The sequence below is a fragment of the Pseudomonas sp. Tun-23181 genome (assembly GCF_057415455.1).
Window position 1 is genome coordinate 132,524 of sequence record NZ_CM171630.1, and the last position, 20,511, is coordinate 153,034.

The window sequence follows — 20,511 nt, forward strand, 5'->3', positions numbered from 1 at the left end:
TTGTGCCCAGTGTGGCAGCTTGCGGTGAAGGAGGTGTTGATGTGTTGCAGGTTTTTGCTGCCAAGGTTTCCATGGACAAGCCCGCTTCCAAAGGCCCCGCGCCTATTTCAAGAGCTGCGCAGGGCCTGTGGGAGCGGACTTGCCCGCGAGGGGAGTACCCCGGTCAGTGGCGATGACGACGTTTGTGCTTGCGGCCGTTGTCATCGCCCAGGTGGTTGCCGATGGCGCCACCAGCCGCACCGCCCAGGCCCGCACCGACGGTGGAGCCGGTCGAGCCGCCGAGCTTGCCGCCTATCACGGAGCCGCCGGCCGAGCCCAGGCCGCCGCCGATCGCCGCTTCGGTACGGTTGCCCTTGCGCGCGCCGACCGCGCTGCCAGCGGCACCGCCAAGGCCGGCACCGATGGCCGCGCCAGTGCTGCCGCCGATCTGTTGACCAACGACGTTGCCCAGGGCGCCCCCCAGGCCGCCGCCGATGGCTGCGGTGCCGTCACCGGCGAAAGCGCCCTGGCACAGCAGCAGGCCGAGGGCGAGGGAAGGCAGAGTCAGACGCATGATATGAACCTCGAAGGAATCATCAGGATAAGGATGTCGCGGCACGGGTGGCCATCAGGATGGCAAGGACGCTTCAGCGGTAATGGCGGTCACGGTAGTTACGGCGATCATCATCACGGTCGTGACGCTGATGATGGCGGTGCCCACGGTCACGATCTCGATCACGCCAGCCATCCTTGTCGTGGTAGTGGTGGCTGTGGCAGCCGCCGACCAGGAGCACGGCAGCAATCAGGGAAAGGCTTGCAAGGCGAGTCATCACGATATAGGTCCTTGATCCGCAAAGGTTTACGGGACACCTCATGAGACAGGGAACGATCGATTTGGTTTCTCTGCCACGCAAGATTTTGTCGCGCGAGCGATGAATGGGCGTGCCTGGCGGCTGCTGTTCTGTCCCGTTGGGCCATGGCTTGGGCGTGCGGCGCACTCTAGACTTCAGCCATTGCCGCCCCCGCAGGCGCGGTATAACGCCAGGCCGGAACCAAGACGGCCCATCTGCCACACGGTGAATCACGATGATCGCCCATACCCCCACGCTGTTCGCTGCCGTTGCCCTGGTTGCGACGATCCTGGCCTTTTGCCTGTTGCTGGTCGGCCAGCTCAACCGCCGCGACAACCTGTTGCTGACCGGGTACGGGCTGCTCGCCCATGCCCTGGCCTATGTTTGCTACACCCTGTATGGCCATGCGCCGCTGTGGATCAGCTATGGCCTGGGCAACAGCCTGCTGTCGCTGGCCCTGGCCTTCTATTCGGCCAGCCTGTTCCGGGTGCGCGAGCAACGGGTGCCGTGGCGGTCCATCTTCGTCATCCCGTTCTTCATGCTGGCGGGCCTGATGCTGCTGCTCGATACCCTGGAGCCGCGCATGCTACTGGCCACCCTGGTGCTGATGCTGCAGTGTTCGCTGATCCTGTGCTGGGCGCGGCGTCGGGCCGAACATCAGGGGCGGGCGCACCTGTTGTTGATGATCGGCGCGCTGATCAGCCTGGTGGGCTTGGGAATGCGGGTGCTGGCGGTGGTCTTTGGCGAAGCGGCCGAGATGCGCTATGACACCAGCAATCTCAAGCAGACCATTTCCGTCAGCATCGGTACGGTCACGGTGATGATGTACGCCATCGGCCTGGTGCTGATGGCCAAGGAGCGGAGCGAGTCGCGCCTGCAGCACCTGGCCCTGCGCGATGTGCTGACCGGCACCTACAATCGCCGGGCGATCCTCGAGCGTTTCGCCGTGGAGCTGGAGCGGGCCCGGGACGAGCAGAGCGAGCTGGCGGTGGCGATGATCGACATCGACCATTTCAAGCGCATCAACGACCTGCATGGCCACCTGGCCGGAGACGAAGTGCTCTGCCATTGCGTGCGCCAGTTGCAGCAGCGCCTGCGCCAGGGCGACAGCCTCGGGCGCTATGGCGGCGAAGAGTTCCTGCTGCTGTTGCCGCGCACCGATCGCGAAGGTGCGTTGGGCGCCCTGCAGGGCCTGCGCGAGGCCATTGCCCGAAGCCCCGCGCGCTTTGCCGGGGGCGATATCGAACTGCGTTTCAGTGTCGGGCTGTGGTGTGGCGTGCCGGGGTCGCACCACAGCATCGCCAGCCTGATCGCCCAGGCCGATGCGGCGCTGTACCAGGCCAAGGCCGGTGGGCGCGATGCCGTGCGCATGGCGGCCCTGCTAGGGGGCTAGGTCAGTGGATGGCCAGGATCACCCCATTGGTGATCTGCACCAGCACGTAACGCTCGCCCAGGCGTACCCAGTGGCTTTCCTTTTCAGGCGCGGGCAGGCCCTTGGCGCGCCAGTCGCGTATGGCCTGGTCGTCGCGCTTGTACTGGTCCGGCGCCTTGTCGCCGACCTTCAGTTCCCGCTGGCTTTGCGGGGCGGTGACGCTGTCCTCGCCCGCCGTCGCCGCCAGGGGCAGGCAGGGCAGGGTAGCAGCGAGCAACAGGGCCGACAGCGATGGGCGCAGCTTCATGGGGTGTCTCCTCCGTGGCGATACATGCCTTATCTGCGACAGCGGTGCACGCAGGACAATTCACTCGCCATGGCGCCAGTGCTAGAGTCGCCTTCTTTTTTGCCCCGAGGATGGAACATGCGAGCAATTCTGCCGATGGCCGCAGCGCTGGTGCTGGTCGGTTGTGCTTCCGCAACCATGGATGCGGCGCGTGGCGGTGCACCCACCGCCCAGCTCGATTCGAACAAGACGGCGGACATCGTTGCCCAGTGCATCCAGTTCAGCTGGCAGGAGGAGGCGGTGTTCGGTGTCGACGCCAGCGGTTACCTGGAGCGGCGCAAGCAGGGCGGGTTCACCGTCTATACCCGCGAGGCCGAGTCGTTCGCCGACATCTACCCGCAGGCTGGCGGCACGCGGGTCGACTACTACGCGCAGAAGCAGGATTCCACGGCCTTGCGCCGCCGCGCGGCCGCCGCGACCTGCCTGTGATTCAGCGAGGCATGTAGCGCAGCTGCCAGCGCCGCGGGATCTTCAGCGATACCAGGCCCAAAAGGGCTGTGAGCAGGGCGCTGGCCAACAGGGCGGAGCGGCCGAACTGCTGCTCCAGCAGCACGCCACCGATGGCACCCAGGAACATGCCGCACCAGGGCACCAGCTGTACCCGCCAGCCCATCCGGCGCTGGCCCAGCAGGGTGCGGCCCAGGCCACGGCCGAAGCGCGACAGGGCGCCGGTGACGTAGGTCAGGCCGATCGGCAGGCCGTTCACTTCCTCGACCACCGCGTTGATCATGCCCATGGCCGTGACCGCTGCCAGCAGCGCCGGCAGTTGCAGGGGGGCCGGCAGCAGGCCGGCCACCGCCAGCAGGGCGGCGATCAGGGTCAGCAGGGGCCATGGCCGGCGCCCGGTCTTCACCGCGATGATCACACCCAGGGCGTTGCCGGCGACAAAGGCGCCGATCACCAGCGCCAGGCGTATGACCGGCCCCAGCTCGGCGTTGCCCAGCGAGACCGCCAGGCGGGTGGTGTTGCCGCTCATGAACGAAACGAAATCGCCGGTGGCCATGAAGCCAATGGCGTCGGTCATGCCGGCCAGGACCGACAGGCAGGCGACGAAATACAGGCCGACCGTGCCACGGCGCTGCACGCGCTTCTGGCACTGGCCGTTGACCGACACGCTCCCCGGTAGCATCGTTTTTCCTCCGTCTCAGCCCAGGCGGCGATATGGGCCATTAGCCGCTCGTACTTCCCGCGTTCGACGGTGATGCCCGTGAATACGCTGAAAGCGGGAGTATACCCGAGCGGTCAGCCGGAGTTGATGGGAGCGGTTCGGCTTTGCTGGGGCCGCTTCGCGCCCCAATTACGCCCGTGAAGCCTTCGGCTCAGGACAGGAACCCCCCATCGACATTGAGCGCCGTACCCGTGGTGTAGCTGGAGGCCTCGCTGGCCAGGTACAGCACCGCCCCGGCCATCTCGCTCGGCTCAGCCACGCGCTTGAGCGGGATCTGCTGCAGGGCGGCATTGAGGATGGCGTCGTTCTTCACCAGGGCGGAGGCGAACTTGGTGTCTGTCAGGCCCGGCAGCAGGGCGTTGCAGCGGATGCCGAACTGCGCGCATTCCTTGGCGAAGACCTTGGTCATGTTGATCACCGCGGCCTTGGTCACCGAATAGATGCCCTGGAACAGGCCCGGGGACACACCATTGATCGAGGCCACGTTGATGATGCTGCCGCCGCCGTGCTCACGCATCAGCTTGCCGGCTTCCACCGACATGAAGAAGTAGCCGCGGATGTTCACGTCCACGGTCTTCTGGAACGCCCCTGGGTCGGTGTCCAGTACGTTGCAGAACTGCGGGTTGGTGGCGGCGTTGTTGACCAGGATGTCCAGGCGGCCGAATTGCTCGCGGATACCGGCGAACACCTGCTGGATCTGCTCCAGCTCGCCGATGTGGCAGGCCACCGCGGTGGCTTTGCCGCCGGCGGCGATGATGGCGTCGGCGACCTGCTGGCAGCCTTCGAGCTTGCGGCTGGAGACGATCACATGGGCACCCTGCTGGGCCAGCAGGTGGGCGATGGCTTCGCCGATGCCGCGGCTGGCGCCGGAGACGAAGGCGATCTTGCCATCGAGGTCGAACAGGTGGGTCTTGGACATGCCGGTTTTCCTTCTTGTCTGTCCCAGGGGGCGCTGTTTACAGGGTGGACTTGTCGATCACTTGCAGGGTCATCTGCTCCAGCAGCCGGTTCATGTGGATGAACTGGGCGAAGCGCTTGTCCTGCGTCTGGCCATGGTAGAAGCGGTAGTAGATCTGTTGGACGATGCCGGCCAGGCGGAACAGGCCATAGCAGTAGTAGAAGTCGACATTGTCGACCTGGATGCCGGCGCGCTCGGCATAGTAGTCGACGAACTGGCGGCGGCTGAGCATGCCTGGCGCGTTGCTCGGCTGGCGGCGCATCAGTTGCACCGGCGCCGGGTCGTCTGCCTCGATCCAGTAGGCCAGGCTGTTGCCCAGGTCCATCAGCGGGTCGCCGAGGGTCGCCATCTCCCAGTCCAGCACGCCGATGATGCGCATGGGGTTGTCGGCATCGAGGATGACGTTGTCGAAGCGGTAGTCGTTGTGCACGATGCCCGGGCGCGGATGGTCGGCGGGCATCTTCTCGTGCAGCCAGGCGGTCACCTGCGTCCAGCGGGGGGCATCCGGGGTCAGGGCCTTCTCGTAGCGGTTGCTCCAGCCTTCGATCTGGCGTTGCACGTAACCCTCTGGCTTGCCCAGGTCGGCCAGGCCGCAGGCCGTGTAGTCGACTTGGTGCAGCTCTACCAGGCGATCGATGAAGCTCTTGCACAGGGCTTCGGTGCGGCTGGCGTCCAGGCCCAGGGACGGCGGGATGTCCGAGCGCAGGATGATGCCCTTGACCCGTTCCATCACGTAGAACTCGCTGCCGATCAGCGAGGTGTCGGTGCAGTGCGCGTAGGCCTTGGGGCAGTAGGGGAAGCCGCTGTTGAGCTGGTTGAGGATGCGAAACTCGCGGCCCATGTCGTGGGCGGACTTGGCCTTCTGGCCGAAAGGCGGGCGGCGCAGCACGACCTCCCGGCCCGGGTAGCTGACCAGGTAGGTGAGGTTGGAGGCCCCGCCAGGGAACTGGCTGATCGTCGGCGTGCCGGCAAGGCCTGGAATATGAGCCTTGAGGTAGGGATCGATGACGGCCGCATCGAGTTCTTCGCCGGGGCGTACCTGGGTGGACTGGTCGGTGAGCGTCATGCGTTTTCCTTATTCTCGATCGCAAGGACTATTGGCTAATCTAATTTCCTGCCGCCGCTGGTACAAGCGTGCCAGGCGCCTTATTGGTAAGGGTGTTGCCGGGCGATCAATGCACCTGATGGGCCAGCCCAGACCCCGGGCTGTTCTGTCGTGCAGAAAACATACGGCCGACGAAGGACCCCGTGGGAGAGGGCTTGCCCAAAGGCAACGGCCGGCAGAGGCAAAAAAAAACCGAAGCGCATCAGGCTTCGGTTTTCTCGTCGGCGTTCGTGGCCGCCACTCAGGCTGGGAACAGCTCGCTGAGCTTCATCGACAGCATCATGTCGCCCTCGACGCGCAGCTTGCCGCCCATGAAGGCCTGCATGCCATCGGTTTCGCCGCTGACGATGCCTTTGAGGGTCTCGCTGTCCATCACCAGGGTGCAGTTGGCATCCGGGTTCTCGCCTTCCTGCAATTGGCAGGTGCCGTCTTTGACGAGCAGGGCGTAGTGCTTGTCCTCGTCGGTGATGTTGAAGCCGAACACCAGGTCCAGGCCGGCGGCAGCGGATGGGTTGAACTTCTCTTGCATCTTCTTGACGGCATCAGCTACGGAGGTCATGGCGCATTCCTTATAGAGTGATATTCACGTCCCCGCAGGGACAACAACAGGCCGGGTTCATCGATAGGTGACGAGCTCCGGCACCTTCAGCAGCCGCACATGGGCTTGGCTGTTGAAGGAAGCCAGTGTCACGTCGCGGCCACGGAACTTCAGCTGGCTGAGCGACGTGTTGATGATCTGCCAGTTCAGCGCGAAGGCTTGACTGGGGGTGATCCGGGTAACCAGGTGGAGCAGGGCGGCGATGGTACCGCCTGAGGTGAAGATGGCGATGTCGTCACCGCTGCTGGCGCGTTCCAGGACACGCCCCAGGCCCGTCTCGACACGGGCGGTGAAGGCCTGCCAGGTCTCCAGACCATCCTCTTCTTCATGCTCGCCGTCGTACCAGCGTTGCACCATCAGGGCGAACAGGCGTTGGAACTCGCTACGGTTCTGCGCGCCGTTGCGCAAAACATGCAGCGCTTCGGGTTCTTCGGGCAGCAGGCCGGGGAGCAGGGCACGGATCACGCCATCGGCGTCGAACTCGTCGAACGCCGGGTCGGTCTCTATGGGCGGTACCTGGCAGCCGTTGGCGTGCATCGCCTCCAGCGCCAGGCGCGCGGTGTCCTGCTGGCGCCGCAGGGTACCGGCCACGCAGTGGTCCAGGCACAGGCCCAGTTGGGCCAGATGCTCGCCCAGGGCCTGGCTCTGGCGCACGCCCACGGGCGACAGGACGTCGTAGTCGTCGGCACCGAAGGAGGCTTGGCCATGTCGGATCAGGTAGATGTTGCCCACGGAGGAGTCCGGCCTGGTGAAGTTGCTGCGAGGTTAGGATGCGGCACGAAGGCTGTCAATGAAAAAACATACAAGCGTTTGAAAAGGTTGTTTGAACTGTATTGCTGCCGTTTTCCGTGGCTGGCAGCGCCACAGGCGCACCGGTATGCTTGGAACAGTTTCGCGCCGTTGGGCGCTGGTCTATCAAGGAGTCAACGTGGAGTTTCTTGCCGAATACGCAAGCTTTCTCGCTAAAACCGCCACCCTGGTGATCGCCATCCTGGTGGTCCTTTCGGCCATCGCCGGCATGCGTGGCAAGGGGCGGCGCAAGCCGGGCGGGCAATTGCAGGTCACCCGTCTCAACGAGTTCTACAAGGACCTGCGCGAGCGCCTCGAGGCAGGCCTGCTCGACAAGCCCCAGCTCAAGGCCCTGCGCAAGCAGCAGGCCAAGGCGGAAAAACAGCAGAAAAAGGCCAAGGGCGACGACAAGAGCCGGGTGTTCGTCCTCGATTTCGATGGCGACATCAAGGCTTCGGCTACCGAGAGCCTGCGCAACGAGATCACTGCGCTGTTGACCCTCGCCACCCCACGTGACGAAGTGGTGCTGCGCCTGGAGAGCGGTGGTGGCCTCGTCCACAGCTACGGCTTGGCGGCCTCGCAGCTGGCGCGTATCCGCCAGGCCGGTATTCCGCTGACCGTGTGCATCGACAAGGTCGCTGCCAGCGGCGGCTACATGATGGCCTGTATCGGCGAAAAGATCATCAGCGCGCCCTTCGCGGTGCTTGGCTCGATCGGCGTGGTGGCGCAGTTGCCCAACGTCAACCGCTTGCTGAAGAAGCACGACATCGATTTCGAGGTGCTCACCGCCGGTGAATACAAGCGCACCCTGACGGTATTCGGCGAGAACACCGAGAAGGGCCGTGAGAAATTCCAGGAAGACCTGGACGTCACCCACCAGTTGTTCAAGGATTTCGTCGCCCGCTACCGCCCGCAGTTGCATATCGACGAGGTGGCCACCGGCGAGGTCTGGCTGGGCGTCGCCGCGCTGAACCGCAAACTGGTCGACGAAGTGCGTACCAGCGATGAGTATCTGAGCGAGCGGGCGCGAGAGGCCAACCTGTTCCATCTGCACTACGCCGAGCGCAAGAGTCTGCAGGAGCGTATCGGTATCGCCGCCAGCGGTACCGTTGAGAACACCCTGGTCGGCCTCTGGAGCAAACTCGGCCGCCTGCGCTAACACCTTGAACCCCTTGAAGATTTTTTCTGACAAGGGGGTTGCAAGGTTCTGCGAATGCAGACATAATGGCGTCCATCGAAACGCAGCTGACTTGAAAAAGTCCTGATGTTTCAAGGAGATAGCGAAGCGTGAGCAGCTAGATCCGAACTTTGAGGCCGAGTAGCAAAGTGGTTATGCTCCGGATTGCAAATCCGTCTACGCCGGTTCGATTCCGACCTCGGCCTCCACCATTCGAAAGCCCCGCAGCCATTGAGGTTGCGGGGCTTTTTTCATGCCTGCGGATTTTGCTGGCCCCGGCCATTTGGGACAATTCTGGGACACTGGAAGAAATTGCATGTCCCACGTGTCCCCGGCAAAATCCGGTGCATGGCCACTATCGAGCAGCGCCCCAACGGGGCATGGCGGACCAAGATCCGCCGAAAAGGATATCCGACCCTCTCCGCGACCTTCGATACCAAGGCCGAGGCCCAGCGCTGGGCGGCTGAGATCGAGGGCGACATGTCGCGCGCCAGGTTCGTGGACATGCGCGAGGCGGAGAGCACCACCCTGGAGGAGGCGCTTGACCGTTACTCTCGCGAAGTGACCTCGGCCAAGAAGGGCGCCAAGCAGGAAATGACCCGCATCGCCAAGTGGAAGAGGCACAGGCTAGCGAAGAAAGGCCTGGCCGCAATCCGCTCCAGCGACATGGCTGCATATAGGGATGATGAGCTCAAGGAAGGGAAGTCCGCCGCTACGGTCAAGCTCGACCTAGCGGTGATCAGCCACCTTTTTACAGTGGCCATCAAGGACTGGGGTATTGAGGGGCTGAGCAACCCGGTGGCTCGGCTGAGGATGCCGAAAGGGGCGAAGTCGCGTGATCGGCGGCCGACTGCCCAGGAACTGAAGGATGTGATTAAGGCGGCTGGTGATATCCACGCTGAGATGCCGGCGATCATCGGTATTGCGGTCGAGACGGCGATGCGCCGTAGCGAACTGCTGACTCTTCGTCGTGAGAACGTCAAGGCGAAGCACGTGATCCTGGAAGACACCAAGAACGGCTCCCGCCGACTGGTGCCGCTGTCCGTCCGGGCTCGAAACCTGCTCGAGTCTCTTCCAGCGCGCTTGGATGGCAAGGTGTTTTCTCTGGTGCCGCACTCGGTCAGCCAGTACTTCACCCGGGCGTGCCGGGCTGCCAATGTCGAAGACCTGCACTTCCATGACCTTCGACACGAAGGCACGTCGAGGCTGTTCGAAAAAGGCCTGTCGATGATGGAGGTCAGCGCAATCACGGGGCACAAGTCCTTGAGCATGCTCAAGCGCTATACGCATCTGTGCCCCGATACCCTGGCTGACAAGCTCGGCTAGCGCACGCTGGCCAGCGTCGGCGGCGCCTGGCGCTTCCGACCGGGCTTCGCCGGCGTGTGCATCCCCCTCTCGCACTCCTGCAAAAACTGGCGAACCGTGCTGACCCTCCAGCAGATCCGGGCGCCCTGCTTGAAGAATGGCGGCAGCCAGGGTGCGCCGACCTGCCGGGCGCTGCGGATGGCGGATTCTGACCGACCAAGCAACTTGGCCAGTTCGGGGATGTGGATGATCTCTTGTTCCATGTAGGGCTCCTGCCGCACCCGGCGGCATCAGTAGGATGCGACTATCTTTTTGCGCTGCTCATGCAGCTCGTTCTCTTTGGCCAACTGCGCCTCACGGTCAGCGAGCCACTTCCTGGCTTTGTCCTGTGCAGCCTTGGCGCTGGTGAACAGCTTCGGCCTCGGGTGCTTTACGCCTTTGCTGTCTACGCAGAACAGGCCTTTTCGCACGATGATGACCTCCCTGACGGCGAAGTCATCGCCTAGGGTGTAGGCCTTGAATGGTGTAGTCATGCAGGTCTCCACGCCGCCGGTGGCGGCAGGTTGGTGGTCAGTCCAGTTGGTAGTAGACGTAGCAGTCGACGCCCTGGTCCTTGAGCGACCGGTACATGGCCTGCACGCCGGCGTACCGACGGTTGCCGATGCCTGTGAACGGCACTGACAGGTGCAGGCCTCGCGGGTGATAGGTGCTGGCCGGGTAGACCTCGCCAGGCAGGCCTTTGATCTGATTGGCGCGCAGACCGCGCAGCGGGATGACAACACGGTCCAGGTTGGCGCTGCCCCCATCATCGGTGCACGCAGCGGCTGCGGCCTTGCCTGCCTCAGTCGCAATGCGGATCTTTGCAGGCAGGCTGGCCAGTTCTTCTTTCGTCATGGCAATAGCTCTCCATGCCCGTGCATGTCGGCGGGCTTGAGTAGTGGTTGGGTGTGACCATTTCGTCGGGGTCGCCGATATGGTTCCGCCTGGCTGGCGGCCTTGAGTAGTAAGGGAGGGGCTAGGCTCACGCTTCGAACAGCTCGATCTGCGCTGCCGGGGTGTCGCGAATGGTTATGGCCTCGGCAATTCGCTGCTGAGCGGTAACGAAGTGCGCCTCGTCCTGCTCGATGCCGATGAATCGCCGACCCAGCTGGATACAGGCAACGCCGGTAGTGCCGCTGCCCATGGTGTTGTCGAGCACCATCTGGCCCGGATTGCTGTAGGTGGCGATCAGGAACTGCATCCAGGCCACTGGCTTCTGTGTCGGGTGGAAGTTGGCCGTTTGCTTGTCGCTCGAGAAGAACTGCACCGACCGTGGGTATCGGTCCGTTGAGTCGTACTCGGTGAGTGACAGGGCCTTGCCGTAGCACTCCGAGTTGACCGTCTTCCGCTTTGCAGTACGTCGCTCGTGGCCCGTGGTCATCTGCGGGTTGTACACGGGCTGGCGCCGGTAGAAGACCTGGGCGCTTTCGTGCGCCCGTAGTGGCTGTTTCTTGGCGTTGAGAAAACCAGTTGCGTTGCCTTTCTCCCAGATCCACTCGTAGCGATAGTCTCGGGGGTTGCTGGCCACCACCAGCGAACTGAAAGGCTGGGCTGCGCAGAGCACAATCGCGGCATCGGGCTTGGCGATCCGCAGGTACTGCTCCCACAGCGGCTCGAAGGGGATGACAACATCCCAGGCGCACTGCGTGGTGCCGTATGGCAGGTCAGCCAGCACCATGTCGACGCTGGCATCTGGGATCAACTTCATTACCTCCAGACAGTCACCGTGGTAGAGGCTGACTTCGCTCATCGCGGCCCCCTGTAGATCAGGTAGGCCATGTACATCAGGGGCAGGATCATGGCTGCTTCTCCTTCGGCGGATGAACTGGGCAAGGCCAGCGCAGCGAGCCGTTGCCGGATGGGCAGGTGCAGGTCTTCACTTCGATCAGGTCGGTCATGGGCGGCGCTCCAATGTCAGTCCGAAGGGGTGGTAGTTGGGCGTTTTTCGCGCCCACTTGTAACGACCGCCGCCAGTCCATCCAGCCTTACCAGGTATCAAGATCGGCATCGACTCCCACCAGAACCATTCGCCGTCGCTGTCCTGGGCAAGCCATTCGGCCCACTCTGGCGCGTCGATCCAATGCGGTTTGCTCACAGCTGATACCTCTCATCAATCCAGCGCCCAGGCGCCAGAGCGGGTGTAGGCTCGGGTTGGGTTTCGTGCGGGGAGAGCTGGCGCTCGTTGCCGGCCTGCAGCTGGCTGTCGGGGATGCAGCTGATGCCGACGCCATTGAGGATGTAGCAGGTGACGCCACGCTGGCTGTCGTGCTGCACGTCGATTACGTTCTCGGTTGCGCTGGCGCCGGTGGCCAGCAGCAGGAGGCAGAGGGCGAGGCGGGTCATGGCTGCACCTCGGCGTTGTAGCGCTTGTAGTCCTCGCCGAACTCCCAGCAGTAGGTTGCCGGCCAGGCCCCTGGTGTGCCTTCCTCCACGAACACGTATCGGTGCGCAAACTCGCCCGAGCGATCCGGCACCGTCTTGCACCATTTGTGCTGTGGACCGCCCAAGAACCAGCCTGGGCATTCCTCTACAGCCGCGGCCATGAACACTTCAAGGTCGTGGTGACCCTTGCTCATCGCGATGTAGGTGTCGCTGCCGACGCTTTGCACCTCCAGCGGATACTGTTTTGCAGTCACGGGGATTCCTTGGCCGCCATATCGCGGCAGTGAATAGGGGGAAGAGGGGTTGCAGCAGAAAAAGAGTACGGATGTACTCCTTCAGGGTTCGTCGTACTCAGCCGGTGGGGTGTGGACGATGCCGATCATCTTTGGATCGAGCGCTGGCTTGCGCTCCAGGCCGCCACGGGCGTTCCACAGCTGGAGGGCCAGGTCGATGGGATCATCCCATCCGGTTTCCATGGCCTTCTGGAATGCGGCGTTGAAGGCGGCGAGGTCGTCGGACGTGGAGGGCTTGTGCTCCAGGGCGGCGCGGGCTTGCCAGCCTTCCCACGAATCCTGAACGCTTTGGTTCCGGTAGTCCTCTGGGCAGTCTTCATCCCGCACCAGGTCGCAGACCCGGTGGTGATACTCGAAGGAAGCCCGCTCATCGCGCTCAACCGGCGCGCTCGGCTCTGCTTTGATGCCAGCCCTTTCCATCTCTCGAATTGTGGGCTGCTCGCCCGCAAGGGCTTGCAGGCGTCGAATCTCGGCATACAGCTGATTGCGCTCTTCGCGCAGGGCTTTAATGGTCTTGTTCGCGCTCATTGTGCACCCCCTTCGGTTGGCTCTGCGCTGGCGGATAGAGCGTCGATCCGCTCCCACAAGTCAATTGCGTCGGTACCGTGGAAGCTGTTGGTCTTGATCCATTCGGACGCCTCACGCAGCAGCGCATCCCGCTCGGCCAGCTGAGTGCGCAGCTTGCTGATTGCCGTTGTGACGTTCATGAATCCCAGCCCGGTGGCCAGTTCCCACACTTCGTCGTACAGCTCAGCCTTGTAGCGCAGCCGCTCAACCTCGCCAGGATCGGCGTGGGGGTAGAGAGGCTCACGGCAACCGCCATCCTCGGTGTTGGAGAACATTCGAGCATGCGGCTCAGTAGTCGTCACGTACCACTCACCACCAGCACGCACCTGGTAGCGCCACGCCACTGGCTCGCCCTGGTGCTGCTCGGCTGGCTTGCCGGTGACCCGCGCCTCGATGGCTGCCCAGGTCGGCTCGTACTCAGGCCAGTCACTTTCGATGACCAGGCACTTGCGCGCCGGACAATCCCATGCCGCCATGATGGAGTCGACGTGTTCGAGGCTGGACAGTGCCAAGTCACGATCAATGGGAGACAGCTTGTCCAAGTCGCTGCGCTTGATGACGATGTAGCGGTCTTCGCGCTGGAAAGGCACGTCGGTGTTGCTGGATCGGTTTTCTGTGGGCATGGGATACCTCGCGCCTGCGAAAGCAGGTCTAGAATTTTCAGGTTCAGTTTGAAGGAGGCCGTCATGACTTTTCCGAGATGCTGGATCTGCGGCGACTACATTCAGGTTCTTGAAGAGGCTCACGACCATTGGAAGGTGGTCTGTGCGGGATGTGACAAGTTCAGTATTGCCGCGCCGGTCTTACTGGCGATCAGGGATGGCAGAAGGCTGAATGGCGCGGCCATGAGTGCCTGGCTGAGCAAAGAACGCCAGAACGGCTCACTGGAGCCACGAGTTACGATGGAGAACGCAGTCTGGCTTATCTGATGAGCCTTTCCAGTTGACGCTGCATACGGCGACCAATCCAGCGGACGACGAACACGGCCTTGCTGTTGCCGATCGCCTTGTAGCGCGGGCCATCGGGGCATAACCCTGCGACCCTTCCGCGATACGGGACCAGCGTGTAGTCATCAGGAAAGCCCTGGAGTCGCTCGCACTCGATGGGAGTGAGGCGACGCACACCAGCCCCTCCCAGGGTCATTGGCTGGCCACGGCCCGTTCCGTCTTCGCTGGCGTCGAAGCCTTCGGCCTTCAGCGTGTGGGTGATATCGCCAGTGATGCACACCGCGACCTGGCCGCCGGCGTTGGCATGACTGGCGCCGTGACCCATGGCACGAAGCGTCGGTGCCAAGTCGCCAGCATCGGCGCCGTGGTCCTTACAGCTGAAGGCGAGCAGGGCATTCTCCATCCCGTTGTTCCGCCCAAGCGTGTGCGCTTGCTCATGCCTGACATCTGGGTCTTGCGTGCCGTGGACCACGAAGGCTTCGCTCTCGAAGTCCATCCTTCCGCTGGCGCTGGCGCATGCGTTGCGAGCTGGCGCTACATCAATCGGACCGCTTGTGTTGTTTCCTCCGAATACCCTCGGCCAATCTGGTGGTGAGACTACGTGGCCTCCTGTAGCTCCGTCTGTTCCTGGGAAGCCGCCGCCTTCAGTGCGTGCATCAAGGGTGCAGGCAACGTCTTGCCCCTCGCCTCGGCGCGGCGGAGTATCCCGGCGCAGGCCTTCGCGCTCAAAAAGTACTTCGAGGGGATCGAACCCTGCTCGAGCACTTGCGACAACGAACACGCGGCGGCGTCGTTGGGCCAGGCCGAAATATTGGGCATCCAGAATCCGCCATGCGGCTGTTCGCGTGGGTCCATACACACAACCAGCGTCCTTCCATTTGCCCCCTGGCGGCTGGAGTTCTTCGGATTCGCCCACCAGGGCGCCGAGGAAGCAGCCAAACGCGTTGCCTTTGTCGGAGAGGACGCCGGGGACGTTTTCCCAGAGGCAGACGGCCTCGGGCTGACCGTGCATGGTTCGAACATGGTCAATTGCATCGAGCAGCTCCACGTATTTGATGGTTAGGGCGCCGCGCGGGTCGGCCAGGCCTTCTCGCATCCCGGCCACGCTGAAGGCCTGGCAGGGCGTGCCGCCGACCAGTACCTCAGGCGCCGGGATCTTGCCGGACAGCACCATGGCTGCCAGGCGGGTCATATCGCCGTGGTTCGGCGTGGCGGGGTAGTGGTGGGCCAGTACCGCGCTGGGGAATGGCTCGATCTCGGCGTACCAGGACGCCTGCCACCCGATCGGCTCCCAGGCGACTGTCGCAGCTTCAATGCCGCTGCAGACACTTCCGTAGGTTATGGGCATTGATGATCCTCGCCGGGGAGGCGTTATCGTTGAATAGGGGAAGGCGCTGGCGGGCAGCGCTATCGTTTCGGGTAGGTCTGCGTCAGCGCGCCATTGACCACATGCCCCCGGCGCAGCACTAGGTTGGCCAGCGCGGCGCGGTCTTTCTGGCTGTGGCTGGCTTGGCCAAGCAGGCCGAAGTAGCTGTTGGCTGTCTCGCGCAGGCTTTCCGCTGGCGCCGCAGCAGCTCGCTTCAAGGCCTGGGCTACCGACTTCTTGCGGGTGGTGCGCCGCCAGGGCTTGATCACGTGCCCAACGAAGTCCACGCCTCGGTCAATTGGCTGCAGGATGGTCTTCGAAGGGTTGAGCCTGACGCCCAGGCTGGGCAGGAACTGCTCAATCTGGAACAGCCATTCGTTCAACTGTTGCGGCGACTCATGCAGCAGCACGAAGTCGTCGACGTAGCGGATGTAGTGCTTGGCCTTGAGCTTGTGCTTGCAGAACTGGTCCAGGGCGTCGAGGTAGACGTTGGCGAAGAACTGCGATGACAGGTTGCCGATCGGCAGGCCCAGGTATGCCGGCTGCGCTGTCAGCCGCTTGTGCTGCGGAACCCGGTTGAACAGGCCAGCAGGGCTGCGCAGCTCGTAGTTCTCGCGTGGGTCGTGCATCAGCACCTGCAAGGCAAGCTGCCGCCACCAGGGATCGTCGATGCGGTTGGCCAGCTGCCGCCCGAGCACACGCTTGTCGATCGACACGAAGAAGTTCGCCAGGTCGCATTTCAGGTAGAAGCCCGGCCGCGACCAGTTCTGCGTCTGGCTGCGGATCTTCGCCTCGAGGCGCTTCGCGGCGTACAGCGTGCCGCGCCCTGGGATACAAGCGCAGCTGTCCGCTATGAAACTGCGCTCGATGGCGGGGCCGATGCGGTTGTACAGCAGGTGGTGCACGATGCGGTCCCGGAACTCGGCGGCCCATACCTCGCGGGCCTTTGGCCGGGTGACCACAAAGCAGATCGAGCGGCCAGGCTGGTAGGTGCCACCCTGGAGCTCGTCGAATAGGTCGAGGAGGTTGTCCTCCATGTCCACTTCGAAGCGGCGAGCGCTCGCGGTGTTCCGCTTGTGCCGCCGGCAGTCGTAGTAGGCCTGGACCAATTCCTCGAAAGTGAAGGGCGCAACCGATGAGTCTGCGGACGGGACGGACAAGACGCTCGTTGTTCTTGTCGTTGTTGTTGAGCCAGCCATTCTCGAAGTCCATGTTGTAGGCGTTGTTGGCGGAGAACTGCGACCTATCGTGCTATCCACGTCGCCAGGACGATTGCTCAGCCTGGAAACTGCGCCGGACCTACCAGCATCCGCTGGCGGTATCCGTGCTGCGCATGGCGGTGATCACAGATCAGCGGCACGACCAGATTCAGCGCACAGGCAGGAGAGCCGTAACCCTCAAGCGGCGGGCGCGGTTGCGGATTTCTTCCAGGCGTTCGCCTGACGGCCTACGGAGGCCGTGAGTTTCATTACTTTCGCGTGTTGGCCACGGCTGATAGCGCCGCAATCGGAAAGCGCCCTGAACAGGTAGTTGAGCGCCCAGGTGCTTTCGATCACCTGGGTAAGGTGCGGGCGCTTGTCACGCGCCATGTTGGCTCGACCGATCAGCAACAGAATTTCGAGGCATACGTCTCGGATCTTGTTGCCCGCGATCTGCTTCAGGTCGCGTGGGATGTGCCGAACCAAGGTGAGGGAAAGCTGGAACAGCTCCTCGGCCACCTTGTGGATCTCTAACTGGGTGTGCAGGGCCATCCTGGCCTCCTAGAAGCGAGGGCGCCGAGGCGCCCAGGAATGAAGGATTGGATTACGGAATAAATCTGCGGACGGGACGGACAAGACGCTCGAGGAACTTGCCGTGGCTGTCGAGCCAGCCATTCTCGAAGACCACGTCGTAGGCGCTGTCGGCGGAGAACTGCGAAGATGACCAGTGATAGGCCTTCTCAAACAGCTCCGGCACGTTCGCCTCTGCGACCTGCAGTTCGCGCCGAGCGGGCAGGTAGAAGTCGCTGTGGCCGTCGGCAGTGAACTCGCTGGCCAGCTTGGCTGCCGGGTGTTCGTTGGTGTCAGCCAGCAACGCTCTGGTATTGGCCAGACCGTCGCTCATGCTGGTTGCGCCTTCGCACTCCTCGCCGTAGCCACCCCATTCAGCCCGCAGTTGCTCGGTCAGGATTGGAACGATCAGGTAGTAGTCCGGCGCTCCGTTCTCGCCGCGCACCAGGCCGGCGTTATAGCCGCCTTGCCCTGGCCAGTACGAGCCCAAGGCCGGCACACCGGAAGGCACTGCATCGAGCGCTGCATAATTCAGCAGCCGGTCGAATTCGCGCTGGATGATTCGAGACGCCACGTTGGCGTCAATGCTGATGCTGACTTGCTCCATGGGTTGCTCCTGATGGAAATAGGGGCAGGCGGCCGGCGCTTCCCGGCGTGCTTCTGGTCTGATCGCCATTCCGACGAACCCGGAATCGCCTGCAGAGAAAGGAATGAAGGGGTGAATTACTGAATGGGAAGGCTGCGGACGGGACGGACAAGACGCTCGCCGTACTTGACGCCGTCGTAGAGCCAGCCACCCTCGAAGCCCACGCAGTAGGCGTAGCCGGCGGAGAACTGCGTACTCAGCCAGTGGAAGCGGTCTTCACGCAGGGTCACCAGGCCGTCAGCCTTCGCGGCCATCACCAGCTGACCTTCCAGGCAGGACGGGATATGCGCGCCCAGCTCCAGAGCCTTGATGGCGATCTCGCAGCCGGCCTCGGCCATGACGCGGGTGTTCGCTTCACCGTCGCTGTAGCTGTCGGCGCCCGGAATCTTCACCCCGTATTCGCCCCAGGGCCCCTTGAGCTCGTCGTCCAGCTGGATCAAGGCGCGTTCCTGGCCGTTCAGCCAGTAGCGAGTGACGAAGATGCCGCCGGCGAGCGGTTGGCCGCGCTCGGGAAGGTCAGCAGTAGCGATGAATTGCGGTACAGGTTGGGTCATGACTTTCTCCAGGGTGTAGGCCGCCCTCCATATCTGGTGGCGGTGAAGTGGTGATGCGGGGGGCGTTACTTCAGGATGGCCTTTGCGCACGCCTGGATCTCGATCCAGAGCGCCGACGAGGGCCGCACTTCGTACTTGACGAGAGCCTTGGCGATGCGCAGGGCCAGTTCTTCTTTGCTACCGGTTGGCGCTGCCGGCGGCTGGTGAGCAACCTGGATCGGCAGATCGAACTGGCCCGGAAGGTCGATTCTCATGCGGTGCGTCTCCTCGATCTTCTGATAGCCCGCTGGGCGGCAGATTGATGTACTGCTGGCGCCGGCCGTGCCGGACGCGCGCGGTGATGCGTTTCAAGCGGAAAGCTCCATATCTCGGTCATGCCAGCCAGCAAGCCACCAGCCGCAGTTCACGGTCATCCAGCCGTATGGCTGGGCATCGCGTGACTGGTTGTTGTCGCGGCAGGCCCGCCCGAGGTAGTACGCGGCGGGGTGAACCATCTGCCGGCGCTTCATGGCTACGCACCGGCGAGGCTGTGGAGCGGGGCGAACGGAATATCGTCATCGAAGCTTTCGTAGTCCGGACCGTTCGTGCCTTGCTGGCTCTGCTGCTGGGCGGCCGGGCGCTGCTGGGTGCGCTGTTGCTGTCGGGGCTGCTGGGGTGGCTGGTTGCCCTGCGATTGCTGAGGCGGGCTTCCGGCGAACTTGATGACGATCACCCGTCCGGTGAGCTTCACGCCCTGCGTCTGGTCGGACTTCGTGAAAACCTCTACGTGCGCATCATCGACGGTGAAGTGCACCTGCTGGCCTTTAACCAGGTACGGAGCCATGGCCTCAGCCTGCTTGCCCCAGAGCGTGGCATCCACCCACTGGGTGGGGCGCTTTCCATCCTGGCCCTTGCGGCCGTAGTCGCAGGCGATTGCCAGGTTGCAGACGGCATCGCCGTTTGGGGTGTAGCGCAGTTCAGCGTCGCGGCCAATGCGGCCGATATCGGTAAGTGTTGGCATGAGTTATCTCTTACTTGATGCGGATCGAAGACTTTCCGCGCTCCAGGTGAGCGCCCTTTACCTCCTGGCCGGACTTGATCCGTTCGGAGATAGCCTTCTTGTCAGGGACATAGGTCACGCGCGAATCGACCAAATCGTCAGGGAGGGACTTTTCGTCGTCGATGATTACTGACTCGCGGCCTTTGGCCAGAGTGATGGTGAAGAGGGGGCAGCTAATCTTGGTGATGTTCGCCGCCTCCATGTTCTCGCGCAGGTAGTCGATGATCTGTCCCTTGCGATTGGACATGATCCGCTTTCGCTCCTGGAGGCGATCGATCTCGGCCTCCACAGCTTCGATATCGCCATCCATGTTCAGGATGACCCGACTTACGGCTAGGGCCTTGTCATTGAACTCCGCCTCAATTGCGCCCATGGTGTCGCGTACAGCGATGGCCATGTCTTCATCGGCCCCATCCATAAGGGCGGTCAACTCTTTGAATTGACCCGTCAGCTCGTAAAGAGTGCTCATGCGGCCTGCTCCTTCTTCTTGTCTCCTTCAAGGAAGGCTTTGCGCTCTTCGTATGCCTCGGTCAGGCGCCGAAGGAATGCTGTTTCGTTGCGTGCAGTGGCGCTCTTCACGTATCTGGTATTGAGCATTTTCAGCTCATGCATGGTGACGGCGCCTGCCAGGGTTTCTACAGCAGACTTGAGCCACTCCAGTCTTTCTTGCTTCTGGCGCTCTTCCTCAGCAGCTTTATCCTCTGCCTTCTCAATGGCCACCTCGCTGCGCACCGTCTCGACGTAGGAGGCATCATCGAACATGCCCATGTGGATGTCAGCAGCGAAGCCAAGAGGCTGAAGGCACTTACCGATAGCGTCGGTGAGAGACTTCTTCGCAGCCTCCCAATCCGTGATGATCTTGCCCTGCTGGAGAAGAACAAACGGTGTGTGGCCGTAGTGCTCGACAGTGCATTTCTGCCCATCTTTTCCCAGGTACCAAAGCTGAATCTTGATCGTGTGCAGCTTGGCGTTGATTCGCGGCGCCTCTGGCCATTCCTTGGTAGGAGCTGAAAGCGGGGCGCCCTCATCGAATCGATCCTCAAGCACCGTCCAACCCCATCCCTCACCGCAAGGGCCGAAGACCTCAGTTGCCTTGCGCATAAGGTATGTTGGTTTGATTGCGGTTCCTTTGAAACCGCCCATCCCAGTGAAGTTCTTCGTTGCACTAGGGTCGGTCGTGTCAACCTGGTCCCAGATGCGCATGTTTGCATTGGACATTTGTCACCTCGCGCCAGGCCGGCGCCGTCATTTGGAAAGTGGT

Annotated in this window: 31 protein-coding genes and 1 tRNA gene; 6 read left to right on the forward strand and 26 right to left on the reverse strand. The window is 62.8% G+C overall.

The window, feature by feature from the left end; all coding sequences use genetic code 11:
- Nucleotides 1-163: 163 nt before the first annotated feature.
- Together ACDI39_RS00735 and ACDI39_RS00740 are read right to left on the reverse strand one after the other, a co-directional pair.
- Nucleotides 164-553, reverse strand: a complete 390-nt coding sequence (locus tag ACDI39_RS00735; RefSeq protein ID WP_225790765.1) for a glycine zipper domain-containing protein — start codon at nt 551-553, stop codon at nt 164-166.
- A 73-nt stretch (nt 554-626) separates the two neighbouring features.
- Complete coding sequence (locus ACDI39_RS00740) at nt 627-809, reverse strand: hypothetical protein (protein WP_225790764.1); 183 nt, start codon at nt 807-809, stop codon at nt 627-629.
- Between the two features lie 256 nt (nt 810-1,065).
- Here ACDI39_RS00740 and ACDI39_RS00745 point away from each other — a divergent pair, with 256 nt between their 5' ends.
- The gene (locus tag ACDI39_RS00745) at nt 1,066-2,223 is read left to right on the forward strand and encodes a GGDEF domain-containing protein (RefSeq protein WP_486537251.1); all 1,158 of its coding nucleotides are present in this window, start codon (nt 1,066-1,068) and stop codon (nt 2,221-2,223) included.
- A gap of 1 nt (nt 2,224) precedes the next feature.
- On the opposite strand, the gene ACDI39_RS00750 is transcribed toward ACDI39_RS00745, so the two are convergent.
- Entirely contained in the window at nt 2,225-2,509 is a 285-nt protein-coding gene (locus ACDI39_RS00750; protein ID WP_225790762.1) for an RcnB family protein, read from the reverse strand.
- Between the two features lie 117 nt (nt 2,510-2,626).
- Here ACDI39_RS00750 and ACDI39_RS00755 point away from each other — a divergent pair, with 117 nt between their 5' ends.
- Complete coding sequence (locus ACDI39_RS00755; protein ID WP_225790761.1) at nt 2,627-2,977, forward strand: hypothetical protein; 351 nt, start codon at nt 2,627-2,629, stop codon at nt 2,975-2,977.
- A gap of 1 nt (nt 2,978) precedes the next feature.
- Here the strand turns inward: ACDI39_RS00755 and ACDI39_RS00760 are convergent, their stop codons facing one another.
- The 5 genes from ACDI39_RS00760 to ACDI39_RS00780 form a co-directional block, all read right to left on the reverse strand.
- A complete protein-coding gene (locus ACDI39_RS00760) occupies nt 2,979-3,677 on the reverse strand; it encodes a YoaK family protein (protein WP_253080878.1) in 699 nt (232 codons plus the stop codon).
- 190 nt (nt 3,678-3,867) lie between these two features.
- The gene (locus ACDI39_RS00765) at nt 3,868-4,635 is read right to left on the reverse strand and encodes an SDR family oxidoreductase (RefSeq protein WP_225790759.1); all 768 of its coding nucleotides are present in this window, start codon (nt 4,633-4,635) and stop codon (nt 3,868-3,870) included.
- Between the two features lie 37 nt (nt 4,636-4,672).
- Nucleotides 4,673-5,740, reverse strand: coding sequence for a phosphotransferase family protein (locus ACDI39_RS00770; RefSeq protein WP_486537252.1), 1,068 nt, complete (start codon nt 5,738-5,740; stop codon nt 4,673-4,675).
- Between the two features lie 280 nt (nt 5,741-6,020).
- Nucleotides 6,021-6,338 carry an SCP2 sterol-binding domain-containing protein gene (locus ACDI39_RS00775; protein ID WP_225790757.1) on the reverse strand — a complete coding sequence of 106 codons (318 nt, stop codon included), beginning with the start codon at nt 6,336-6,338 and terminating at the stop codon, nt 6,021-6,023.
- A gap of 57 nt (nt 6,339-6,395) precedes the next feature.
- Nucleotides 6,396-7,109: a histidine phosphatase family protein gene (locus ACDI39_RS00780; RefSeq protein WP_253080875.1), complete on the reverse strand. Its 714-nt coding sequence runs from the start codon at nt 7,107-7,109 to the stop codon at nt 6,396-6,398.
- A 196-nt stretch (nt 7,110-7,305) separates the two neighbouring features.
- On the opposite strand from ACDI39_RS00780, the gene sohB reads away from it, so the two are divergent.
- From sohB to ACDI39_RS00795, 3 genes are all read left to right on the forward strand, one after another.
- Nucleotides 7,306-8,325: a protease SohB gene (sohB, locus tag ACDI39_RS00785; RefSeq protein WP_225790755.1), complete on the forward strand. Its 1,020-nt coding sequence runs from the start codon at nt 7,306-7,308 to the stop codon at nt 8,323-8,325.
- A gap of 153 nt (nt 8,326-8,478) precedes the next feature.
- A tRNA-Cys gene (locus tag ACDI39_RS00790) sits at nt 8,479-8,552 on the forward strand.
- 139 nt (nt 8,553-8,691) lie between these two features.
- Nucleotides 8,692-9,669, forward strand: coding sequence for a tyrosine-type recombinase/integrase (locus tag ACDI39_RS00795; RefSeq protein WP_253168207.1), 978 nt, complete (start codon nt 8,692-8,694; stop codon nt 9,667-9,669).
- Here ACDI39_RS00795 and ACDI39_RS00800 read toward each other — a convergent pair.
- From ACDI39_RS00800 to ACDI39_RS00835, 8 genes are all read right to left on the reverse strand, one after another.
- Complete coding sequence (locus ACDI39_RS00800) at nt 9,666-9,911, reverse strand: helix-turn-helix transcriptional regulator (protein ID WP_253168208.1); 246 nt, start codon at nt 9,909-9,911, stop codon at nt 9,666-9,668. The genes ACDI39_RS00795 and ACDI39_RS00800 overlap by 4 nt on opposite strands.
- 27 nt (nt 9,912-9,938) lie before the next feature.
- Nucleotides 9,939-10,181 carry a hypothetical protein gene (locus ACDI39_RS00805; RefSeq protein ID WP_253168210.1) on the reverse strand — a complete coding sequence of 81 codons (243 nt, stop codon included), beginning with the start codon at nt 10,179-10,181 and terminating at the stop codon, nt 9,939-9,941.
- 37 nt (nt 10,182-10,218) lie between these two features.
- Nucleotides 10,219-10,542: a hypothetical protein gene (locus ACDI39_RS00810; protein WP_486537253.1), complete on the reverse strand. Its 324-nt coding sequence runs from the start codon at nt 10,540-10,542 to the stop codon at nt 10,219-10,221.
- A 127-nt stretch (nt 10,543-10,669) separates the two neighbouring features.
- Nucleotides 10,670-11,437: a DNA-methyltransferase gene (locus tag ACDI39_RS00815; RefSeq protein ID WP_486537254.1), complete on the reverse strand. Its 768-nt coding sequence runs from the start codon at nt 11,435-11,437 to the stop codon at nt 10,670-10,672.
- A gap of 341 nt (nt 11,438-11,778) precedes the next feature.
- Nucleotides 11,779-12,030 carry a hypothetical protein gene (locus ACDI39_RS00820; protein ID WP_486537255.1) on the reverse strand — a complete coding sequence of 84 codons (252 nt, stop codon included), beginning with the start codon at nt 12,028-12,030 and terminating at the stop codon, nt 11,779-11,781.
- Complete coding sequence (locus tag ACDI39_RS00825; RefSeq protein WP_486537256.1) at nt 12,027-12,323, reverse strand: hypothetical protein; 297 nt, start codon at nt 12,321-12,323, stop codon at nt 12,027-12,029. Before ACDI39_RS00825 ends, ACDI39_RS00820 begins: the two co-directional genes overlap by 4 nt.
- A gap of 81 nt (nt 12,324-12,404) precedes the next feature.
- Nucleotides 12,405-12,890, reverse strand: a complete 486-nt coding sequence (locus tag ACDI39_RS00830) for a hypothetical protein (protein ID WP_486537257.1) — start codon at nt 12,888-12,890, stop codon at nt 12,405-12,407.
- A complete protein-coding gene (locus tag ACDI39_RS00835) occupies nt 12,887-13,552 on the reverse strand; it encodes a hypothetical protein (protein WP_486537258.1) in 666 nt (221 codons plus the stop codon). Before ACDI39_RS00835 ends, ACDI39_RS00830 begins: the two co-directional genes overlap by 4 nt.
- A gap of 63 nt (nt 13,553-13,615) precedes the next feature.
- Between ACDI39_RS00835 and ACDI39_RS00840 the strand changes: the two genes are divergently transcribed.
- On the forward strand, nt 13,616-13,858 hold the full coding sequence (locus ACDI39_RS00840) for a hypothetical protein (protein WP_486537259.1): 243 nt from the start codon (nt 13,616-13,618) through the stop codon (nt 13,856-13,858).
- Here the strand turns inward: ACDI39_RS00840 and ACDI39_RS00845 are convergent.
- The 10 genes from ACDI39_RS00845 to ACDI39_RS00890 all read right to left on the reverse strand — a co-directional run bounded on the left by ACDI39_RS00845 (nt 13,851) and on the right by ACDI39_RS00890 (nt 20,468).
- Nucleotides 13,851-15,224 (reverse strand): DNA cytosine methyltransferase, encoded by a 1,374-nt coding sequence (locus ACDI39_RS00845; RefSeq protein WP_486537260.1) that lies wholly within the window; start codon nt 15,222-15,224, stop codon nt 13,851-13,853. The genes ACDI39_RS00840 and ACDI39_RS00845 overlap by 8 nt on opposite strands.
- A 59-nt stretch (nt 15,225-15,283) precedes the next feature.
- Nucleotides 15,284-16,441 carry an RNA-directed DNA polymerase gene (locus ACDI39_RS00850; RefSeq protein WP_486537261.1) on the reverse strand — a complete coding sequence of 386 codons (1,158 nt, stop codon included), beginning with the start codon at nt 16,439-16,441 and terminating at the stop codon, nt 15,284-15,286.
- A gap of 198 nt (nt 16,442-16,639) precedes the next feature.
- A complete protein-coding gene (locus ACDI39_RS00855; protein WP_486537262.1) occupies nt 16,640-16,993 on the reverse strand; it encodes a four helix bundle protein in 354 nt (117 codons plus the stop codon).
- 52 nt (nt 16,994-17,045) lie between these two features.
- Nucleotides 17,046-17,618 carry an Lcl C-terminal domain-containing protein gene (locus tag ACDI39_RS00860; RefSeq protein WP_486537263.1) on the reverse strand — a complete coding sequence of 191 codons (573 nt, stop codon included), beginning with the start codon at nt 17,616-17,618 and terminating at the stop codon, nt 17,046-17,048.
- A gap of 116 nt (nt 17,619-17,734) precedes the next feature.
- Nucleotides 17,735-18,211 carry a hypothetical protein gene (locus ACDI39_RS00865; protein ID WP_486537264.1) on the reverse strand — a complete coding sequence of 159 codons (477 nt, stop codon included), beginning with the start codon at nt 18,209-18,211 and terminating at the stop codon, nt 17,735-17,737.
- Between the two features lie 65 nt (nt 18,212-18,276).
- Nucleotides 18,277-18,465: a hypothetical protein gene (locus tag ACDI39_RS00870; RefSeq protein WP_486537265.1), complete on the reverse strand. Its 189-nt coding sequence runs from the start codon at nt 18,463-18,465 to the stop codon at nt 18,277-18,279.
- A 93-nt stretch (nt 18,466-18,558) separates the two neighbouring features.
- Nucleotides 18,559-18,720, reverse strand: a complete 162-nt coding sequence (locus ACDI39_RS00875; RefSeq protein WP_486537266.1) for a hypothetical protein — start codon at nt 18,718-18,720, stop codon at nt 18,559-18,561.
- Between the two features lie 2 nt (nt 18,721-18,722).
- Nucleotides 18,723-19,211, reverse strand: a complete 489-nt coding sequence (ssb, locus tag ACDI39_RS00880) for a single-stranded DNA-binding protein (RefSeq protein WP_486537267.1) — start codon at nt 19,209-19,211, stop codon at nt 18,723-18,725.
- A 10-nt stretch (nt 19,212-19,221) separates the two neighbouring features.
- Nucleotides 19,222-19,719 (reverse strand): siphovirus Gp157 family protein, encoded by a 498-nt coding sequence (locus ACDI39_RS00885; protein ID WP_253091064.1) that lies wholly within the window; start codon nt 19,717-19,719, stop codon nt 19,222-19,224.
- Entirely contained in the window at nt 19,716-20,468 is a 753-nt protein-coding gene (locus ACDI39_RS00890) for a hypothetical protein (RefSeq protein WP_253168228.1), read from the reverse strand. Before ACDI39_RS00890 ends, ACDI39_RS00885 begins: the two co-directional genes overlap by 4 nt.
- Nucleotides 20,469-20,511 lie beyond the last annotated feature (43 nt).

Excerpts from the sequence above, each read along its gene's own strand:
- ACDI39_RS00760 (WP_253080878.1), bottom strand. The coding sequence starts at position 3,677 with ATGCTACCGGGGAGCGTGTCGGTCAACGGCCAGTGCCAGAAGCGCGTG.
- ACDI39_RS00855 (WP_486537262.1), bottom strand. The coding sequence starts at position 16,993 with ATGGCCCTGCACACCCAGTTAGAGATCCACAAGGTGGCCGAGGAGCTG.
- ACDI39_RS00810 (WP_486537253.1), bottom strand. The coding sequence starts at position 10,542 with ATGACGAAAGAAGAACTGGCCAGCCTGCCTGCAAAGATCCGCATTGCG.
- ACDI39_RS00860 (WP_486537263.1), bottom strand. The coding sequence starts at position 17,618 with ATGGAGCAAGTCAGCATCAGCATTGACGCCAACGTGGCGTCTCGAATC.
- ACDI39_RS00770 (WP_486537252.1), bottom strand. The coding sequence starts at position 5,740 with ATGACGCTCACCGACCAGTCCACCCAGGTACGCCCCGGCGAAGAACTC.
- ACDI39_RS00890 (WP_253168228.1), bottom strand. The coding sequence starts at position 20,468 with ATGTCCAATGCAAACATGCGCATCTGGGACCAGGTTGACACGACCGAC.
- ACDI39_RS00765 (WP_225790759.1), bottom strand. The coding sequence starts at position 4,635 with ATGTCCAAGACCCACCTGTTCGACCTCGATGGCAAGATCGCCTTCGTC.
- ACDI39_RS00865 (WP_486537264.1), bottom strand. The coding sequence starts at position 18,211 with ATGACCCAACCTGTACCGCAATTCATCGCTACTGCTGACCTTCCCGAG.
- ACDI39_RS00870 (WP_486537265.1), bottom strand. The coding sequence starts at position 18,465 with ATGAGAATCGACCTTCCGGGCCAGTTCGATCTGCCGATCCAGGTTGCT.
- ACDI39_RS00735 (WP_225790765.1), bottom strand. The coding sequence starts at position 553 with ATGCGTCTGACTCTGCCTTCCCTCGCCCTCGGCCTGCTGCTGTGCCAG.
- ACDI39_RS00840 (WP_486537259.1), top strand. The coding sequence starts at position 13,616 with ATGACTTTTCCGAGATGCTGGATCTGCGGCGACTACATTCAGGTTCTT.
- ACDI39_RS00740 (WP_225790764.1), bottom strand. The coding sequence starts at position 809 with ATGACTCGCCTTGCAAGCCTTTCCCTGATTGCTGCCGTGCTCCTGGTC.
- ACDI39_RS00800 (WP_253168208.1), bottom strand. The coding sequence starts at position 9,911 with ATGGAACAAGAGATCATCCACATCCCCGAACTGGCCAAGTTGCTTGGT.
- ACDI39_RS00805 (WP_253168210.1), bottom strand. The coding sequence starts at position 10,181 with ATGACTACACCATTCAAGGCCTACACCCTAGGCGATGACTTCGCCGTC.
- ACDI39_RS00745 (WP_486537251.1), top strand. The coding sequence starts at position 1,066 with ATGATCGCCCATACCCCCACGCTGTTCGCTGCCGTTGCCCTGGTTGCG.
- ACDI39_RS00750 (WP_225790762.1), bottom strand. The coding sequence starts at position 2,509 with ATGAAGCTGCGCCCATCGCTGTCGGCCCTGTTGCTCGCTGCTACCCTG.
- ACDI39_RS00820 (WP_486537255.1), bottom strand. The coding sequence starts at position 12,030 with ATGACCCGCCTCGCCCTCTGCCTCCTGCTGCTGGCCACCGGCGCCAGC.
- ssb (WP_486537267.1), bottom strand. The coding sequence starts at position 19,211 with ATGCCAACACTTACCGATATCGGCCGCATTGGCCGCGACGCTGAACTG.
- ACDI39_RS00755 (WP_225790761.1), top strand. The coding sequence starts at position 2,627 with ATGCGAGCAATTCTGCCGATGGCCGCAGCGCTGGTGCTGGTCGGTTGT.
- ACDI39_RS00885 (WP_253091064.1), bottom strand. The coding sequence starts at position 19,719 with ATGAGCACTCTTTACGAGCTGACGGGTCAATTCAAAGAGTTGACCGCC.
- ACDI39_RS00850 (WP_486537261.1), bottom strand. The coding sequence starts at position 16,441 with ATGGCTGGCTCAACAACAACGACAAGAACAACGAGCGTCTTGTCCGTC.
- ACDI39_RS00830 (WP_486537257.1), bottom strand. The coding sequence starts at position 12,890 with ATGAGCGCGAACAAGACCATTAAAGCCCTGCGCGAAGAGCGCAATCAG.
- ACDI39_RS00875 (WP_486537266.1), bottom strand. The coding sequence starts at position 18,720 with ATGAAGCGCCGGCAGATGGTTCACCCCGCCGCGTACTACCTCGGGCGG.
- ACDI39_RS00775 (WP_225790757.1), bottom strand. The coding sequence starts at position 6,338 with ATGACCTCCGTAGCTGATGCCGTCAAGAAGATGCAAGAGAAGTTCAAC.
- ACDI39_RS00795 (WP_253168207.1), top strand. The coding sequence starts at position 8,692 with ATGGCCACTATCGAGCAGCGCCCCAACGGGGCATGGCGGACCAAGATC.
- ACDI39_RS00815 (WP_486537254.1), bottom strand. The coding sequence starts at position 11,437 with ATGAGCGAAGTCAGCCTCTACCACGGTGACTGTCTGGAGGTAATGAAG.
- ACDI39_RS00835 (WP_486537258.1), bottom strand. The coding sequence starts at position 13,552 with ATGCCCACAGAAAACCGATCCAGCAACACCGACGTGCCTTTCCAGCGC.
- ACDI39_RS00845 (WP_486537260.1), bottom strand. The coding sequence starts at position 15,224 with ATGCCCATAACCTACGGAAGTGTCTGCAGCGGCATTGAAGCTGCGACA.